Raw genomic sequence first — 15,006 nt, forward strand, 5'->3', positions numbered from 1 at the left:
GCCCCAGCTCAGCCGGGCCGGCTGAGCCACTCGTCCAGCAGGGTGCGTTCGGCGGCGGTCAGCTTCGACAGTCCCGGCACGACAGCGCCGGGCGCCGGTGCGTCGCCGAGGATCGCGTGCAGCACGGCCTGGTACATCGTGTCGGCGAGCCCGGGCTCCCGGTCGTCCGGCGGCACGGCCAGCAGCGTGAGCACGGCGCCGGTGCCGGCCGCGTGGATCACCTCGACGGCCCGGCGTTCGGTGACCCGCAGGCGCCCGGTCGCCGCGACACGCCGGACGCGGGCGCGCAGGACCGCCAGCCCGGCGGCCGCGGCGCCGCCGGACGTCCGCCGTGGGTCGATCAGCAGGCCGAACAACGCCGCGTTGGCGAGACCGAAGGCGATGTGCGCGTCCCACCCGGCGCGCAGGTCGGCCACGGGATCGAGCGTCTCGTCGACGGCCTTCCCGGTGACGTAGGTGCTGAAGACGTGCTCGGCGACGACGTCGAGCAGGGCGTCCTTGTCCGCGAAGAACCGGTAGATGGCCGGCGGCTGCAGGCCGGCCGCCTGCGCGACGGCGCGGATCGTGACCGCGGCCACGCCCTGGTCGCGCAGGAGCCGCGCCGCGACCTCGACGATGTTCGTGCGCGTCTCGCCCCGGACCGTCCTCATGGTTTCGATGATAACGCATCTGTGGTATCCATGATGCTAACGTCGTTACTATCAACGTTAGTGAGAGGTGGACCATGATCGTCATCACCGGTGGGACCGGCAAGCTCGGTTCCCGGATCGTCGAGCGGCTGCGCGAGCGCGTCCCGGCCGAGCGGATCGGCGTCAGCGTGCGCGACGTCGGCCGCGCCGGCGACCTCGGCGTGCGCGTGCGGCGCGGCGACTTCGGCGACCCGCAGTCCCTCGCGGAGGCTTTCGAGGGCGCTACGCAGGTGCTCATCGTCTCGGCGAACGAGACGGGCGGGAAGGCGGTCCAGAGCCACGTCACGGCGATCGAGGCCGCCCGGGACGCGGGTGCGGAGCGCATCCTCTACACGAGCCACCAGGGCGCGGCCGACGATTCGCTGTTCGCGCCGATGCCCGACCACGCGGCGACGGAGGCGTACCTGGCCAAGGCGGGCATGCCGTTCACCGTGCTGCGCAACGGGTTCTACGCGAGCACGGTGCCCCAGCTGCTCGGCGCGGCACTGGAAACCGGCGAGCTGGTCGCCCCGGCGGACGGCCCGGTGTCCTGGACCGCGCACGCCGACCTGGCCGAAGCGGCGGCGATCATCCTGGCGTCCGACGGGTCTTTCGAGGGCCCGACGCCGCCGTTGACCGCCCCGGCGGCGCTGGACCTCACGGACGTCGCGCGCATCCTCTCGGAGCTGACGGGCCGCACGATCCGGCGAGTGGTGGCGGACGACGAGGAGTGGGTGCAGTCGCTGACCGGCCACGGCGTCCCGGCACCGCAGGCGCGGATGCTGCTGGGCATGTTCCACGCGTCACGCCGCGGCGAGTTCGCGACGGTGGACCCGGAACTGGAGCGCCTGCTGGGCCACCCGGCGACGTCGATGCGGTCGGTGCTCGAGGAGGTCATCGCGGGTTCGGCGTAACAAAGCGACGCCCGGCGCGACCATCGGAGCATGACGGCGTTCGTGCAGTTTCCGCACCCGGGGGCGGAACACTGCCCGGAGAGCGACGACATGCCCTGGAACATCGGTCGCCACGGGCGCAAGTTCCTCGTCTCGGACGGTCGTTACGTCGATGCCGATGGCCGGCGCCGGGAGGGCGAAGTGGTCTTCTGGGGTGAGTGGGAGCCGCCGTCGCACGTGGAGCGCCGCTGGCCGCGGGACGGGCGGTTGCCTCGGGTGTTGCACCGGCCGTACTGGACTCGTGGGCGTGGGCAGAACACCGATCCGTGGGTGTTCGGGGACCGGATGCGCTACAGCAACTGCAAACAGGCCCTCGGCGACGCACGAAAGGCCACGTCGATGCAGAGGCTGTCGCCAGGATCGGTGATCTGCTTCGGGTCGAGGCTCGACCACGAGTTCCGCGTCGACACCGTGTTCGTCGTCGCCGATGCCCGGCCATGGACGCCGGCAGAGTCTGCCGACCTCGACGAGGACGAGGCGTTCAAGGCCTGCACCGCCGAGCCGATGGCCGCCGGGGCCGACGCCGGCACGTCGTTCACCCTCTATCGCGCGGCGACGTTCGAGAAGCCCGTCGACGGCATGTACAGCTTCGTGCCGACCAAGCCGGCCGATGGCGAGGGATCGCGGTTCGCCCGGCCCGCGCTCCGCATGCCCGATCTGATCAACCCGGCCAGCTGGCAGAGCACCCGCGGTTCGAAGCAGCCGCTCGCCGAAGCCGAAGTGCGAAGCGCCTGGAACACCGTCCGCGAGCAGGTCTTCCAGGCCGGTCTAGTCCTGGCCACCCACCTCAAGACCCCCGACCGGTCCGCGAACGCGCCAGAGTCCGAAGCAGTCGGTGGTGGCTGCTCGCCGGTAAATGAGTTGGACTGCTCAAGCCGAGCCGGTAGCGTCACCAAAAGACCGTGTACTGCCTGAGGAGGTGAGCCCCGTGACCGTATTGCCGTGGGTGCTCCCTTCCCGTGTCACGGCCGGGTGGTCGGCGTAGGTGTCGCCGGGAGCGTCCTGACTCTCCCGAAAGGCAGCACCTCATGCACTTCACCGCAGAAACCTCAGCAAACGGCGTTCTCGAACGCGACTTCACCGTGGGCGACGTCCCCGGTGTTCTCTGGTCACCCGCCGCGGGTGGCGAGCACCTTCCCCTGGTCCTGATGGGCCACGGCGGCGGCACGCACAAGAAGGCCCCCGCCATGACCGGTCGGGCCGAGCGGATCGTCGCCGGCTGTGGGTTCGCCGTCGCCGTTCTCGACGCGCCCGGGCACGGCGACCGGCCGCGCACCGACCATGACGAGCGGGAAATCGCCGTCATGCAGGCGGCGATGGCCGCCGGTGAGCCCGTCGGCCCGATCGTCGTCCGGTACAACGCGCACCTGGCGGAGCAGGCCGTCCCCGAATGGCGGGCGGCGCTCGACGCGCTCCAGGACGCCGGTTTCGACGGGCTGGTCGGCTACTTCGGCCTCAACATTGGTACCGCGATCGGGGTGCCGTTGACGGCGGCCGAACCCCGGATCGCCGCCGCGGTCTTCGGGCTCTTCTGGCCTGAACCCCTTGCGGAGACGGCGAAACGCATCACGATCCCGATCGAGTTCGCGCTCCAGTGGGACGACGAGCACATCCCGCGCGAAGCCGGCCTCGCGTTGTTCGACGCCTTCGGTTCGAAGGAGAAGTCGTTGCACGCCAACGCGGGCGCGCACAAGGAGCTGCCGCGGTTCGAGGCCGACAGCGCCGTCCGGTTCTTCGCCCGGCACCTCGGCGGTGCCCGATGAACCCGCCGGACACGCACGAGAAGACGGTCGTCACCCGGGTCGCGGAGCGGCACTGGCACGCGCTCGAAGACGACCTCGTCGTCGGCCGCGGCGAGGCGTCGCGCCGGCCCGACGGGCGGGTCTTCCTCAGCGTCGACGCCTGGCACGGCGCCGTCTTCGACCACCTCGCCGAGGCCATGCTGCGCGATCTGCCGCGGCCGCTGTACACCGTGGTAGACGAGGCCGACCTCGACCTGACCACCGACTGGCTGCGCGCCGGTTTCTCGATCCGCCGTCGCGAGTGGGAGTACGTCGTGCCCACCCGCGCCGACCTGGCACCGGCGCCGTCTGGCGTGACCATGATCGGCGTCGGCGATGCGGAAGAAGGTCCGCTGCGAGAGCTGGATCGCGTGATCCGCGACGAGGTCGAGGCCACGATCGGCTGGCAGGAGATGCCGGCCGAGGTGCGGTCCGTGCTGGACCCGTCGCGGTACGCGGTGGCCGCGCGGGCCGGTGACTACGTCGGGATGGTCCGGATCGTGCCGCTCCGGCAGCCGCGGATCGGGCTGATCGCCGTGCGCGCCGACCTGCGACGCCGGGGCGTCGCGCGGGCGCTGCTCTCCTACGCGCTGGGTGCGCTGCACCGCTCCGGCGTCGCCACGGCGTCGGCCGAGGTCAACGAAGCCAACGCGGCGGCCACGGCGTTGGTCGAGGGCGCCGGCGCCCGGCGGGCGAGCAGCAACCTCGAGCTGGTGATCCGCTGATGGCGAAGACCGGCAGCATCGAGATCGAGGGCACGGTCGTGGAGTGCCTGCGCAACGCCACTTTCCGGGTGGAGCTGGAAAACGGGCACAAGGTGCTCGCGCACATCAGCGGCAAGATCCGGCGCAACTACATCAAGATCCTGCCGTACGACCGGGTGCTGGTGGAGCTCAGCCCGTACGACCTGAGCCGCGGCCGGATCCTGTTCCGCTACCGGAGCTGAACGCCCGCCGGTAGGCACCCGGCGTCGTGCCGACCAGGGTGCGGAAGCGGCGGCGGAGGTTGACCGCGGAGGTCAGGCCGACGCGCGCCGCGACCGCCTCCACCGGCAGGTCGGTCTCCTCGAGCAGGGTGCGGGCCTCGGCGACCCGGCGCGACAGCAGCCAGGCGCCGGGGCTCGTGCCCAGCTGCCCGGCGAAGCGCCGGGCCAGCGTGCGCGGCGAGACGCTCAGGTGCGCGGCCAGGTCGCCGACGGACAACGACGTCCCGAGGCGTGCGCCGGCCCAGTCGAGGAGGCCGTCCAGGGCGTCCGCGGGCGGGGCCGGCGGCGCGTACTGCGCCTGGCCGCCGTCGCGGTGCGGCGGCATCACCATGTGCCGCGCGACGAGCGCCGCGTGCGCGGCCCCGTGGTCCTGCCGGACGAGGTGCAGGCACAGGTCGATCCCGGCGCCCGCACCGGCGCTCGTCGCGACGTCGCCGTGGTCGACGTAGAGCGCGTCGGCCTCGACCCGGACGTCGGGGAACTCCCGCTGCAGCTGGGCGGCGCGCTGCCAGTGCGTCGTGGCCGAGCGGCCGTCCAGCAGCCCGGTGCGGGCGAGCGCGAACACGCCGGAGCAGATCGTGACGAGCCGCGCGCCCCGGGCGTGGGCCCGCAGCAGGGCCCGGCGCACGCGGGCGGGGAGCGGCGCCTCGACCGGCGCCCAGCCCGGGATGATCACCGTGTCCGCGGCCGCGAGCGCCGAAAGCCCCAGCGGCACGGACATCGTGTACCCGGCCGACGTCGGCACCGGGCCGGGCGTCTCGGCGCAGACGTCGAACTCGTAGTGCCGCGGCACGCCGGTCCGGGGCGTGCCGAAGACCTCGGCGGCGCAGCCGAGCTCGAAGGTCGACTGCACCGGCCGGACCAGGGCCACCACACGATGCATGGCAGGAAAGTACCCCAAGGTGTCTTTGTCGACACTGTCCCCGCGCCGCCCGGGCGCGGCACGGTGGGGGACATGCACCCCGAGATCCTCGCCCAGCCGGGCTACACCGCTGTCTCCGTCGAGGAAGCCCCCGTCCGGGAACTGTTCCCCGGGATCCGTCACCGTCCGTTGTGGACGGATCCGGCCGGCGCGCACGCCGGCGTGCTGGAGATGGACCCGGGCACGTCGTGGCCGCGCCGCGACGTCCACGAGCCCGGCCCGGAGGAGGTCTACGTCGTCGCGGGCACCTTCAACGACGGCGCCCGCGACTACCCGGCCGGGACGTTCCTGCACGCGCCGGCCGGCTCGTGGCACGTGCCCGCGACGGCCACCGGCTGCACGCTGTTCCTCTTCTACCCGCAGGGCTGAGGATCGAGGCTCTCCTCGGGCGACGGGACTTCGTCGCCGGCCGGCGGGGCCTCGACGTCGTCGTCCTCGGACAGTTCGGCGAGCCGGGCGAGCAGGTAGTGGTGGCACATCAGGACTTGGCGGCCATCGAGGCGGCTTCCCAGGTGAAGCCGTCGGGGTCGGTGAGGGGCGCGTCGCCGCCGACGACGGCGATCCGGTGCGAGCCCCGGCCCTCGGGGGACACGCCGGCGTCCTTCGCGAGGGCCTTGTGCCGGTAGAGCCCCAGCTTGACGCCGGTGGTGGCGAACTCGACGTACATGCGGCCGAAGCTCTTCCCGACGGCGAGGCCGTGGTCGGCGTAGAACTTCTTGCTCGCCACGATGTCGCTGACGCCGAGCAGGAGCGCGACGTCGTCGACCTGCTTGGTGGCGGGGCCGGTGTTCTTCTTCGCGGACGTCGCGACTTTCCAGATGGTGCCGTCCGGGGCCTGGACGACGCCGCCGTAGCCCCACATCGACTTCGCGGCGGGCTTGAGCGTCGTGGCGCCGGCTTCGAGAGCGGCGTCGATCAGGGCGTCGACGTTGGCCGGCTGGGACACGATGAGCGACAGCGTGAACCCGCGGAAGCCGGTGCTGGGCGCCTCGGAAGCCCGCAGGCGAAGCCGGTCGCCCAGCCCGAAGGCGGCGGCGTAGAAGCGTTCGGCGGCGGCGGTGTCGGCCACCTCGAGGGTGATGTTTTCGATGGAGGTCATGGCGGTAACGCTAGGCGCGACCCGGTGACCAGGGCTTCTCGATTCCTGATCGGTCTGGGGCGGGTCCGCGCGTAGGGTGACGCTGCTGTTCCTCCTTCGCAGAGAGAGCGTCACATGGACTTGAAGCTGTCCGGCAAGGTCGCCGTCGTCACCGGAGCCAGCAAGGGCATCGGGCTGGCCATCACCCGCGCCCTGGTCGCCGAGGGCGTCCACGTCGTGGCCGGCGCCCGCACGGTCCCGCCCGAGCTGGCCGGCGTCCGCGTCGTCCAGGGTGACCTCACCACCCCGGAGGGACCCGCGCAGCTGATCGACGCCGCGATCGCCGAGTTCGGCGGGCTGGACATCCTGGTCAACAACGTCGGCGGGGTCACGCCGCGCACCGGCGGCTTCCTGTCCGTCACGGACGACGACTGGCTCACGGCCCTGACGATCAACTTCCTCGCCGCGGTCCGCACGACCCGCGCGGCCGTCCCGCACCTGCTCGAACGCGGCGCGGGCAGCATCGTCACGATCGCGTCGGTCAACGCGACGCTGCCGGACCCGCTCGTCATCGACTACAGCGCGGCCAAGGCGGCGCTGCTCAGCTTCTGCAAATCGCTGTCGAAAGAGCTGGGACCGCAGGGAATCCGGGTGAACACGATCAGCCCGGGCCCGGTGAGCACGGGCCTCTGGCTGGGCGACGCGGGAGTCGCGGCCACGGTCGGCCAGGCGAAGGGCCTGGACCCGGACGCGGTGGCGAAGCAGGCGGCGGGCGACGCGGTGACGGGCCGGTTCACCCAGCCCGAGGAGGTCGCGGACCTGGTGCTGCTGCTGGCCGGAGGCCGAGCGGCAAACGTGACGGGCACGGACATCCTCATCGACGGTGGGATGACACCGACTCTGTGATTCCGGGCGCCCTGTTGCCCGGCTCCCGCCGGCAGCAGGGCGCCTCATCCACCGGGCTAGCCGTCAGGGACGTTCCGCGAACCAGCGGAGGTCGGCCGGTGCCACGGTATCGGCCACCTCGCCATCGCGGATGGTCCACGACGTCGATCCCTGCCGTTCGTCGCTCAACAGGAAGAACCCGACCGGCCTGTCCAGGTCGTCGTCCACCGGGTTCAGCCTTGCCAGTTCGGCGACCTGTTCGCGGAACGAAGCCACGGCTTGTTCCCTGATGTCGCCGCCGTAGAAGACGTAAAGCGTGGAGTTGAACGGCCGCGCCGGAAACGCCCAACCGCCCGCGTACTGGTCGTCGCGGTGTTCGGCCAGAGTCCGCTCGACCTGCTCTCGCTGTCCGTGGTCGAACTCGAGCCAGCCGCGAACGGCGACGTACATGCCCACGGCAGTCTCAGTACTCGTTCTTGATGACGAAGTACGAGCCGCGGATCGTACCGGCCAGTTTGGACTTCTGGCGGGCGAACTTGAACGCCCCGAGCTCCTCCGGGATCTCCATCCCGTCCGACAGCTTGAACCCGACCGCGCGTTTCCCGCCGTCCTCGAGGGTGTACATCACGTTGATCGACAGGCCGCTCTCGTAGAAGACGTACGCCATCCGGATGTTCTCGACCTGGAACTCGGTCGCCTCCAGTGGGGGTGAGGCGATGGCGATGCCGCGTTCTTTCTCGAGGATCCGGGTCACCCAGTCGATGGACTGCCGGGCGTCGCCCGCGGGGTCGACCGTGAAGGTGTGGTCGTACTTGTTCTTGAAGTAGCGGGCCTCGTTCGCCCGCAGGCCGGCGAGGGCGGCCGCTACCGGTGACGACTCCAGGCCGGCCGTCGATACGGTGGCGAAGTCCACGGCGTGGGGCATGGCGGATCCTCCGGTTCGTGTCGGGTCGGCGAGCTTCCGCCGAGGTCCGGAGCCAGCGTAGGCGAAGGAGACCCCCGGTCGTGGGTACCGCTGGCTTCCCCGGCGGACTCGTCCTAAGTTCGAGCAGCGAGCCGAGCATGGAGGCGTGATGGCCGAACGGACCAAGTACATCCTGGACGAAGCCGATCTCCCGACCCAGTGGTACAACGTCATCCCCGATCTTCCCGAGCCGCCGCCCCCGCCGTTGCACCCCGGCACCCGGGAGCCGGTCGGGCCGGCCGATCTCGCTCCGCTCTTCCCGCAGGCGCTCATCGAGCAGGAGGTGACGACCGAGCGCTATGTCGACATTCCCGAAGAGGTGCTCGAGGTCTACCGGCTCTGGCGGCCGTCGCCGCTGTTCCGCGCGCGCCGGCTCGAGAAGGCGCTCGGCACGCCGGCGCGGATCTACTACAAGTACGAGGGCGTCAGCCCGGTCGGCTCCCACAAGCCGAACACCGCGGTGCCGCAGGCGTTCTACAACGCGCAGGAGGGCGTCACCCGGCTGACCAGCGAGACCGGCGCCGGCCAGTGGGGCAGCGCGCTCGCGTTCGCCTGCGCCCAGTTCGGCCTCGAATGCGAGGTCTGGCAGGTCCGGGCGTCCTACGACCAGAAGCCCTACCGCAAGCTGATGATGGAGACGTTCGGCGCGACCGTCCACCCCAGCCCGTCCGAGCTGACCGAGTCCGGCCGGGCCATCCTCAAGCAGCACCCGGACTCGACCGGCAGCCTCGGCATCGCCATCAGCGAGGCGGTCGAGCAGGCGGCGCAGGACCCGGACACGCGGTACGCGCTGGGCAGCGTCCTCAACCACGTGCTGCTGCACCAGACGATCATCGGCGAGGAGGCGCTGCGGCAGTTCCAGCTGGCCGGTGACACCCCGGACCTGCTGGTCGGCTGCACCGGCGGCGGCTCGAACTTCGGCGGGCTGGCGTTCCCGTTCCTGCGGGAGAAGCTGGCCGGCCGGATGGACCCGGTGATCCGCGCGGTCGAGCCGGCCGCGTGCCCGTCGCTGACGCGCGGCCGGTACGCCTACGACTTCGGTGACACCGCCGGGCTGACGCCGTTGCTCAAGATGCACACCCTCGGCCACGACTTCATCCCGGACCCGATCCACGCGGGCGGCCTGCGCTACCACGGGATGTCGCCGCTGATCTCGCACATCTACGAGCTGGGCCTGATCGAGGCGATCGCCATCGGGCAGCAGGAGTGCTTCTCCGCGGGCGTCCGGTTCGCTCGGTCCGAGGGCATCATCCCGGCCCCGGAGCCGACGCACGCGCTCGCCGCGTGCATCCAGGAAGCGTTGCGGTGCAAGGAAACCGGTGAGGAGAAGGTGATCCTCACGGCGCTGTGCGGCCACGCGCACCTGGACCTGCCGGCCTACGGCGCGTACCTGGCCGGGGACATGGTAGACAACGAGCTGTCCGACGCGGTTCTCGCGCAGTCCCTGGCCACGCTGCCTTGACGTCCGGTGGGGCCTCGCACCGCGCGAGGCCCCACCGCGGGCTCAGACGGTGAGCACGACCTTGCCCCGGAGGTGGCCGCCTTCGAGCAGCCGGTGAGCGTCGGCGACGCGCTCGAACGGGACCGTCTCCTGCACGTGGACCCGGAGCTTGCCCTGGTCGACGAGGTCGACGAGACCGCGCAGGGCGACCGGATCGGGGTCGACGGCGATGCCGCTGAAGCGCATCCCGGCCGCCTCGAACTTCGCGATGAGCTGCGCATCCTCGTCGGCGACCGCCGTCACCAGGTGCCCGCCCGGGCGGAGCACGCCGAGTGAGCGCTCGGCGGTGTCGCCGCCGATCGTGTCGAGCACGACGTCGACGTCGCGGACCACCTCGGCGAAGTCGGCCGCCGTGTAGTCGATCACCTCGTCGGCGCCGAACCCCTCGACGAACGCCCGTTTGCTCCCGCTCGCGGTCGTGATCACGTGCGCGCCGAGCGCTTTCGCGAGCTGGATCGCGACGTGGCCGACCCCGCCGCCACCGCCGTGGACCAGGACGCGGTCGCCTTCGGTCACGCGGGCGAGGTCGACGAGGCCCTGCCACGCCGTCAGCCCGGCGACCGGCAGCGCCGCCGCCTCGACGTGCGAGAGCGACGCCGGCTTGCGCACCAGGTGCAACGCCGGAGCGGCCACGACCTCGGCGTAGGCGTTGGCCGCCCGCGGGAACAGCGGCATGCCGAACACCTCGTCGCCGGGCCGGAACCGCCACGTGTGCGCCTGCTCGACCACGCCGCTGACGTCCCAGCCGAGAATGAACGGCGGCCGGCCGAGCAGCGGGAACTCGCCGGCGCGCAGGCGCGCCTCCAGGGGGTTCAGCCCGATCGCTTTGACGCGGACGAGGACCTCGGTCGGCAGGGCCCGGGGCGCGGGCGCGTCGACGACGGTGAGCACGTCGGGGCCGCCGAGCGTCTGCTGAGTGATGATTCGCATGACGCCCAGGCTAGGTTTCCCACAGGAACCCGCAGGTACCTTAGGATCATGAGCGGTTTCGGTCCTGGTGATCCCTTTCTCGCCGACTGCCCGGCACGCCTGGCGCTCGAGCTGATCGCCGACAAGTGGACGGCGGTCGTGCTCTACGGCCTCAGCGAGGGCCCGGTGCGCCACGGCGACCTGGTCGAGCTGATCGGCGGCATCTCCCGCAAGGTCCTCACCCAGACGCTTCGGCGGCTGGAGGCGCACGGACTCGTCAGCCGCCACGCCTACGCCGGGGTACCGCCCCGCGTCGAGTACGAGCTCACTCCGCTCGGGGCGACGCTGATCGAGCCGATCCACATGCTGACGGAGTGGGCGCGAGCGCACGGCGACGAGGTGCTCGACGCGCTCGACGCCGGGTCGGCCACGGCTGAGGTGTCCTCTTAGGACACCTCGGGCCTGCCCGGCGTCGGGCAGGCCCGAGGAGGACTCAGCGTTTCAGCGTGAAGGTGAAGTCGCCGGAGAGCTTGCCGCTCAGCCGGACCGCCGAGACGAGCTTTCCTTCCGTGAGCAGCTTTTCGGCCTCGGCCCGTGAAAGATCGCACCCTTCGGCGATCAGCCGCAGCGGCCGGACCGGAATCCTGGCCGCGAACCGGACCGCGACGTCGATCACCTCGCGGTCGCGGAGGTCCGCGCCGCCCGTGTCGAGCCGCCAGGCGCCGTCCCAGTCGAGGGCGACGCGGTTGCGGTGGAGCACGACCGGATCTCGGAGCAGCTCGGCCGCCAGGCCGGAATCGTTGTCGTGCAGCCGATCGAGCAGCTCAGGCCGGACGGAGCGCACGGGCACCCGCTCCAGGAACGTGAGCTTCACGGTGTCCCCGCACGCGACGCAGCGCGCGAGGAGCCAGGCGTCGAGGAGCTTGTGGTGGGCGTTGACGCGGAACTTGCCGTTGACGCGGAAGCGATCGGCCGCGCAGGCGTGGCAACGGCGGCGGACGAGTGGCAGGCGAAGGGGCACGACGGCCCAGTTTTCGAGCATGGGAAAGACACCGTTCAGTGAGAAATCCGCAGCAGAAAGGAACGCGGCGCACCAACGCGACGCGTGAGGAATCAGCGCTCGGAAGATCTCAACGGATGTACAACGGCACGTCCTCGCCTGGACGACTCGGTCACGCAGCACGGTAGTGGCCCGTGGCGGCGCCGATCCACCGGTTTTCGGGCCGGGCTCAGAGCACGTCGGGGATTTCGGGCCGGGCCAGCTCGCTGCGGGTTTCGGCCAGGACGACCTGGTCGCGGCCGGCTTCCTTCGCCGCGAACACGGCGTCGTCGGCCGCTTGCAGCAGGATCGTGTAGTCCGTGGCCGTCTCCGGGTACACCGCCGCGCCGATCGACGCCGTCAGGCCGGTGATCACCTCGGGCTTGCCCGGGCGGACCACCGGGACCTTCACCTCGATCCGCGCGATCGCCGCGCGGATGCGGTCGGCGACGGCCACGATCTCCGTGGTCGTCGTGCCCGGGAGCAGGACCACGAACTCGTCACCGCCGAAGCGCCCGACGTAGTCGCCGCCCCGCACCGAGTTCTGGACGACCGCCGCGATCGCGCGCAGCACCTCGTCGCCCGCCAGGTGGCCGTTGCCGTCGTCGATGGCCTTGAAGTGGTCGATGTCGATCATCAGCACACCCGCGGTCGACGACAGCTCGGCCGCGCGCGCCAGCTCGTTGCGCGCCAGCTGCACCCAGAACTCCGGCGCCAGCAGCGAAGTCTTCGAATCCGTGCGCGCGGCGGCCTGGAACTGCGGCAGCAGCAGGCCGATGTGCAGCGCCACCGGCGTCACCATGAGCACGGGCAGCAGCCACGGCCGGACCGTCATGACCAGCGCGATGCCGCAGCCGACGCCGACCGCGGCGAGCACGATCAGCACGTCGGACGGGTTGCCGAACGCCTGCCGCGGCGGCTTGCCCGGGTTGCTCATCACGATCGCGAGGATCACCAGCACGTAGTTGAGTCCGAAGTAGACGATCCCGGAGACGAGCAACGCGGTCATCCCGCCGAAACCGTCGAGGTAGGGGATGTACGGCGCCACGTGCCCGCCCGTGCCGACGGTCAGCACCACGCCGGCGGCGGTGCAGGCCAGGATCACCGTGGCACCGGAGAACACTTTCCGGTGAACAACGCCACGCCTTTTGTAGACGCGAACCCACGAATGGGCGTAACTGACGACGATCACCACAGTGGCCAGTGGCGGTGGCAGCAGGAGGAGCCCGGCGAAGATCCAGATCGACTGCAGGTGCATGTGCGGCCGGCCGTCGGCGGCGAGCTCGCGGATGCGCTCGATGCGTTGCGCCGCTTCGAGGTGCACGATCTCGCCGGCCAGGATCAGACCACACCAGAGCATGGCTTGACCGCTGATCGGCACGAGGCCGGCGGTCGCCAGGATCGCGACCACGGCGAGCGCGTCGACCACGAGGACATAGCCGAACACCGGAGTGGGCAGCTTCCACATGGCCCACGTACGGATACCCGATCGTGGACGTTCTGAGCTGGGCTTACGCCCTTGGGACCCGGAGAATCCCACGGAACGCCCCTCTTTCCAGGACGGAACTCTTCGCGGAATCGTCACTGTAATCGAATGAATGCGGTGTGTCATTAGGCTGGTCGGGCTACCGTCCGATTACGCACCGTACAAGATCGCCCCACATTCGTACACCACAAGGAGAAATCATGTCGCACTTCCTGTCCAACGCCAACATCGTCCCGTCCCGCCGTCGCGCGCAGCGGCCCACCGACTGGACGCGGCAGCTGCCGACCGACTGGACCCGCGCCATCCCGACGGACTGGACCACGCGTCAGATGCCCACCGACTGGACCGCGCGCGAACTGCCGACCGACTGGACCGCGCACCAGATCCCGACCGACTGGGCCAATGCCGACACCGACGTCGACGTCGCACCACTGCCCGCGTGCCCGACCGACTGGACGACCCGCACCGGTCAGCGCCCGACCGACTGGACGCGGTTCTGAGAACCGAACCCGGTGACCGGGACCCACTGGGGACCGGTCGCCGGGTCCGGACCGCCCGGCTCGTGGCCGGGTGGCCCGGAAACCGGCCGGACCGACAAGACCGCCACGGCGGCTCAGGACGGCTCGGCCGCCGGTTGCGCCCGGCGCCAGAGCCGGGCCGCGCCGAACGCCGCGAGCACGCCCAGGGCCCCGGCCGCGGCGACGACGCCGTGCGGGGCCGCCCGCTCGGCCGCGAGCCCGGCGAGCACCACGCCCAGGCCCTGCGAGACCCGCAACGCCGTCAACGCGAAGCCGAACGCTTGCGCGCGCTGGGCTTCCGGCGTCAGCTGGACGAACGTCGTGTTGGCGATGAGGTTGTACGAACTGGCGATCCCGGACAGCGTGAGCAGCGCGAGCGTCGCTTCGAGGTCCGGCCGCAGCGCGCAGCCCAGCAGGGCCGCGCACGCCAGCATGGCGAGCGGCCCTAGCAACCGCGCGCGCCGCTCCGGCGGCACGCGGGACAGTGCGGCCATGCCCACGACGTTGCCCAGCGCGTACGCCCCGAGCAGCAGCCCGACGACCACCGCGCCGCCGCCCAGCTCGGCCGCGTACGGCGCCGCGATCGCCTCGCCCGCGATGTAGATGCCGGACACGCAGCCCAGCGCCACCAGTGCGAGCCGCCGCGGGTCGCCGACGACCACCGTCCAGCCCGCGCGGACGTGCCGCCACCAGCGGACGCCGGGTTCGGCGCGTGGCGGGCGCGGGCGCACGCCGATGGCCAGCACCACCGCCGACGCCGCGAAGCTGACCGCGTCGGCCAGCAGCGCCCCGGCGGTGCCGAGCCCGGCGACGAGCAGCCCGCCGAGCGCGAACCCGGCGACCTGCCCGGCCTGCACCAGGATCATCAGCAAACCCATGCCGGGCACGAACGTCTCGGCCGGCAGCACCTGCGGCATCAGCGCGGCCCGCGCGGAGTTCCACACCGGGTTGAACAACTGGACGCCGACGAGCAGCGCCGCGACCGCGGGCAGCGGCAAGCCGGGCCACGCCATCGCCGTCACCGCGACCGCGCGCACGACGTCGGCGACGACCATCACCCGCCGCGGCGGGTAGCGGTCGGCGAGGCCGGACAGCAGCGGGCCGCCGACGAGGTCGGGCAGGAACGTCAGCGCGTAGGTCAGCGCGGCCCAGCCGGGCGAGTTCGTGCGGTCGTACACCAGGATCGACAGCGCCACGCGCGCGAGCTGGTCACCGGTGACGGAGACCAGCTGGGCGCCGAACAGCGCCCGGAACTCCGGTACCGCGAGGACGTCCCGGAACCCTGCCGCACGTGCCGTCATGGCGCCCCCGGTGACT

20 protein-coding genes are annotated in these 15,006 nt (G+C 71.5%); 10 read left to right on the forward strand and 10 right to left on the reverse strand.

Translation table 11 applies throughout. The features are described from left to right. Positions 1 to 8: 8 nt before the first annotated feature. The gene (locus tag OG570_RS22305; RefSeq protein ID WP_326958997.1) at positions 9 to 650 is read right to left on the reverse strand and encodes a TetR/AcrR family transcriptional regulator; all 642 of its coding nucleotides are present in this window, start codon (positions 648 to 650) and stop codon (positions 9 to 11) included. A gap of 74 nt (positions 651 to 724) precedes the next feature. Here OG570_RS22305 and OG570_RS22310 point away from each other — a divergent pair, with 74 nt between their 5' ends. The 5 genes from OG570_RS22310 to infA all read left to right on the forward strand — a co-directional run bounded on the left by OG570_RS22310 (position 725) and on the right by infA (position 4,348). Continuing rightward, on the forward strand, positions 725 to 1,582 hold the full coding sequence (locus OG570_RS22310; protein ID WP_326959000.1) for an NmrA family NAD(P)-binding protein: 858 nt from the start codon (positions 725 to 727) through the stop codon (positions 1,580 to 1,582). 30 nt (positions 1,583 to 1,612) lie between these two features. Further along, the gene (locus tag OG570_RS22315) at positions 1,613 to 2,536 is read left to right on the forward strand and encodes a hypothetical protein (RefSeq protein WP_326959002.1); all 924 of its coding nucleotides are present in this window, start codon (positions 1,613 to 1,615) and stop codon (positions 2,534 to 2,536) included. Positions 2,537 to 2,649: 113 nt separating this feature from the next. Then, positions 2,650 to 3,384 (forward strand): alpha/beta hydrolase, encoded by a 735-nt coding sequence (locus OG570_RS22320; RefSeq protein ID WP_326959004.1) that lies wholly within the window; start codon positions 2,650 to 2,652, stop codon positions 3,382 to 3,384. Then, on the forward strand, positions 3,381 to 4,127 hold the full coding sequence (locus tag OG570_RS22325; RefSeq protein ID WP_326959006.1) for a GNAT family N-acetyltransferase: 747 nt from the start codon (positions 3,381 to 3,383) through the stop codon (positions 4,125 to 4,127). The genes OG570_RS22320 and OG570_RS22325 overlap by 4 nt, the downstream gene beginning before the upstream one ends. Further along, positions 4,127 to 4,348 (forward strand): translation initiation factor IF-1, encoded by a 222-nt coding sequence (gene infA / locus OG570_RS22330; RefSeq protein WP_305879353.1) that lies wholly within the window; start codon positions 4,127 to 4,129, stop codon positions 4,346 to 4,348. The genes OG570_RS22325 and infA overlap by 1 nt, the downstream gene beginning before the upstream one ends. Here infA and OG570_RS22335 read toward each other — a convergent pair. Beyond that, positions 4,296 to 5,270, reverse strand: coding sequence for a GlxA family transcriptional regulator (locus OG570_RS22335; protein WP_326959008.1), 975 nt, complete (start codon positions 5,268 to 5,270; stop codon positions 4,296 to 4,298). The genes infA and OG570_RS22335 overlap by 53 nt on opposite strands. Before the next feature lie 72 nt (positions 5,271 to 5,342). Here OG570_RS22335 and OG570_RS22340 point away from each other — a divergent pair, with 72 nt between their 5' ends. After that, a complete protein-coding gene (locus OG570_RS22340) occupies positions 5,343 to 5,678 on the forward strand; it encodes a cupin domain-containing protein (RefSeq protein WP_247055812.1) in 336 nt (111 codons plus the stop codon). Here OG570_RS22340 and OG570_RS22345 read toward each other — a convergent pair. Together OG570_RS22345 and OG570_RS22350 are read right to left on the reverse strand one after the other, a co-directional pair. Continuing rightward, complete coding sequence (locus OG570_RS22345; protein WP_326959010.1) at positions 5,663 to 5,788, reverse strand: hypothetical protein; 126 nt, start codon at positions 5,786 to 5,788, stop codon at positions 5,663 to 5,665. The two genes, OG570_RS22340 and OG570_RS22345, sit on opposite strands and share 16 nt — an antisense overlap. Further along, positions 5,788 to 6,408: a glyoxalase gene (locus OG570_RS22350; protein WP_326959012.1), complete on the reverse strand. Its 621-nt coding sequence runs from the start codon at positions 6,406 to 6,408 to the stop codon at positions 5,788 to 5,790. The genes OG570_RS22345 and OG570_RS22350 overlap by 1 nt, the downstream gene beginning before the upstream one ends. 114 nt (positions 6,409 to 6,522) lie before the next feature. On the opposite strand from OG570_RS22350, the gene OG570_RS22355 reads away from it, so the two are divergent. Next, complete coding sequence (locus tag OG570_RS22355; protein WP_326959014.1) at positions 6,523 to 7,293, forward strand: oxidoreductase; 771 nt, start codon at positions 6,523 to 6,525, stop codon at positions 7,291 to 7,293. Positions 7,294 to 7,356: 63 nt separating this feature from the next. Here the strand turns inward: OG570_RS22355 and OG570_RS22360 are convergent, their stop codons facing one another. Together OG570_RS22360 and OG570_RS22365 are read right to left on the reverse strand one after the other, a co-directional pair. Next, positions 7,357 to 7,728 (reverse strand): hypothetical protein, encoded by a 372-nt coding sequence (locus tag OG570_RS22360; RefSeq protein ID WP_326959016.1) that lies wholly within the window; start codon positions 7,726 to 7,728, stop codon positions 7,357 to 7,359. 7 nt (positions 7,729 to 7,735) lie between these two features. Beyond that, entirely contained in the window at positions 7,736 to 8,197 is a 462-nt protein-coding gene (locus OG570_RS22365) for a phage tail protein (protein WP_326959018.1), read from the reverse strand. 148 nt (positions 8,198 to 8,345) lie between these two features. Between OG570_RS22365 and OG570_RS22370 the strand changes: the two genes are divergently transcribed. Continuing rightward, positions 8,346 to 9,698, forward strand: a complete 1,353-nt coding sequence (locus tag OG570_RS22370) for a TrpB-like pyridoxal phosphate-dependent enzyme (protein WP_326943596.1) — start codon at positions 8,346 to 8,348, stop codon at positions 9,696 to 9,698. A gap of 42 nt (positions 9,699 to 9,740) precedes the next feature. On the opposite strand, the gene OG570_RS22375 is transcribed toward OG570_RS22370, so the two are convergent. After that, a complete protein-coding gene (locus OG570_RS22375) occupies positions 9,741 to 10,667 on the reverse strand; it encodes an NADP-dependent oxidoreductase (protein ID WP_326959020.1) in 927 nt (308 codons plus the stop codon). 48 nt (positions 10,668 to 10,715) lie between these two features. Between OG570_RS22375 and OG570_RS22380 the strand changes: the two genes are divergently transcribed. After that, the gene (locus OG570_RS22380; protein ID WP_326959022.1) at positions 10,716 to 11,096 is read left to right on the forward strand and encodes a winged helix-turn-helix transcriptional regulator; all 381 of its coding nucleotides are present in this window, start codon (positions 10,716 to 10,718) and stop codon (positions 11,094 to 11,096) included. Between the two features lie 43 nt (positions 11,097 to 11,139). On the opposite strand, the gene OG570_RS22385 is transcribed toward OG570_RS22380, so the two are convergent. Continuing rightward, positions 11,140 to 11,688: a DUF1062 domain-containing protein gene (locus OG570_RS22385; RefSeq protein ID WP_326959023.1), complete on the reverse strand. Its 549-nt coding sequence runs from the start codon at positions 11,686 to 11,688 to the stop codon at positions 11,140 to 11,142. Positions 11,689 to 11,875: 187 nt separating this feature from the next. Further along, positions 11,876 to 13,153 carry a sensor domain-containing diguanylate cyclase gene (locus tag OG570_RS22390; protein ID WP_326959024.1) on the reverse strand — a complete coding sequence of 426 codons (1,278 nt, stop codon included), beginning with the start codon at positions 13,151 to 13,153 and terminating at the stop codon, positions 11,876 to 11,878. Between the two features lie 218 nt (positions 13,154 to 13,371). On the opposite strand from OG570_RS22390, the gene OG570_RS22395 reads away from it, so the two are divergent. Continuing rightward, positions 13,372 to 13,671, forward strand: coding sequence for a hypothetical protein (locus tag OG570_RS22395; RefSeq protein ID WP_247055794.1), 300 nt, complete (start codon positions 13,372 to 13,374; stop codon positions 13,669 to 13,671). 113 nt (positions 13,672 to 13,784) lie between these two features. On the opposite strand, the gene OG570_RS22400 is transcribed toward OG570_RS22395, so the two are convergent. Continuing rightward, positions 13,785 to 14,990 carry an MFS transporter gene (locus tag OG570_RS22400; protein ID WP_326959025.1) on the reverse strand — a complete coding sequence of 402 codons (1,206 nt, stop codon included), beginning with the start codon at positions 14,988 to 14,990 and terminating at the stop codon, positions 13,785 to 13,787. Positions 14,991 to 15,006: the final 16 nt, after the last annotated feature.

Origin of the sequence: Amycolatopsis sp. NBC_01286 (assembly GCF_035982555.1) — a bacterium.
Classification (GTDB): Bacteria; Actinomycetota; Actinomycetes; order Mycobacteriales; family Pseudonocardiaceae; genus Amycolatopsis.